The organism is Bacillus sp. LR--39 (assembly GCF_053613335.1).
The window spans coordinates 1-977 of record NZ_JBSIOT010000428.1; the positions used below are offsets into that span (position 1 = coordinate 1).

The 977-nt window shown below is 46.2% G+C and carries 2 protein-coding genes; both read right to left on the bottom strand.

Annotated features, from left to right (window positions below):
* A partial coding sequence (gene yihA / locus ACWHAR_RS23790) for a ribosome biogenesis GTP-binding protein YihA/YsxC (protein ID WP_452088029.1) occupies window positions 1–422 on the bottom strand: 422 nt, incomplete at its 3' end.
* Window positions 419–977: S16 family serine protease (locus ACWHAR_RS23795; RefSeq protein ID WP_452088030.1), on the bottom strand; the 559-nt coding region annotated here is incomplete at its 5' end. The genes yihA and ACWHAR_RS23795, both read right to left, overlap by 4 nt.

Below are 977 nucleotides of genomic sequence, written 5' to 3' on the forward strand. Positions count from 1 at the left end.
GCGATAACAATAACAGGAATGCCGTAATACTTTAAGAATTCATACATCTGTACATCATCATTAGATGGCGCATGCCGCAAATCAACGATCTGCACTACAGCTTTTAATTCTTCGCGTGTCGTGATATAGGTTTCAATCATTCTGCCCCATGCTTCACGCTCAGACTTTGACACTTTGGCAAAACCGTAGCCCGGCACATCCACAAAATGCAGCTCATCATTGATAATGTAGAAATTAAGCGTTTGTGTTTTTCCTGGCTTTGACGACGTTCTCGCAAGATTTTTGCGATTGATTAATGAATTGATAAAAGACGATTTTCCTACGTTCGATCTTCCGGCCAATGCGATTTCCGGAAGCCCCCCTCCAGGGTACTGTTCCGGTTTTACTGCACTGATCACGATTTCTGACTTTGTGACTTTCATTTCTTCTCTCCTACTAAGGCATGTTCCAAAACCTCGTCTAAGTGGGACGCCAATATAAATGTCAGCCCCTCCCTGACGCTTTCCGGAATATCCTCTATATCTTTTTCATTATCTTTAGGCGCAATAATGGTCGTTAATCCCGCTCTATGTGCGCCAAGCGCTTTTTCCTTTAAGCCGCCGATCGGCAGCACGCGCCCGCGAAGCGTGATTTCCCCAGTCATGCCGACTTCACGCGAAACCGCCCGTCCCGTTAAAGCAGAAACAAGCGCTGTTGCCATCGTAATACCGGCTGACGGACCATCTTTTGGCACCGCACCCTCTGGTACATGTATATGAATATCATACTTCTCATGAAAGTCAGGTTCAATGCCAAGTTCTTCTGTTTTGGATCGCACATAGCTGAATGCAGCCTGAGCAGACTCTCTCATAACATCTCCGAGCTTTCCTGTCAGGATTAATTTCCCTTTTCCCGGTGAAAGCGATACTTCAATCGAAAGCGTATCTCCGCCAACGGTTGTATACGCAAGCCCTGTCACTACACCAACTTGATCCTCT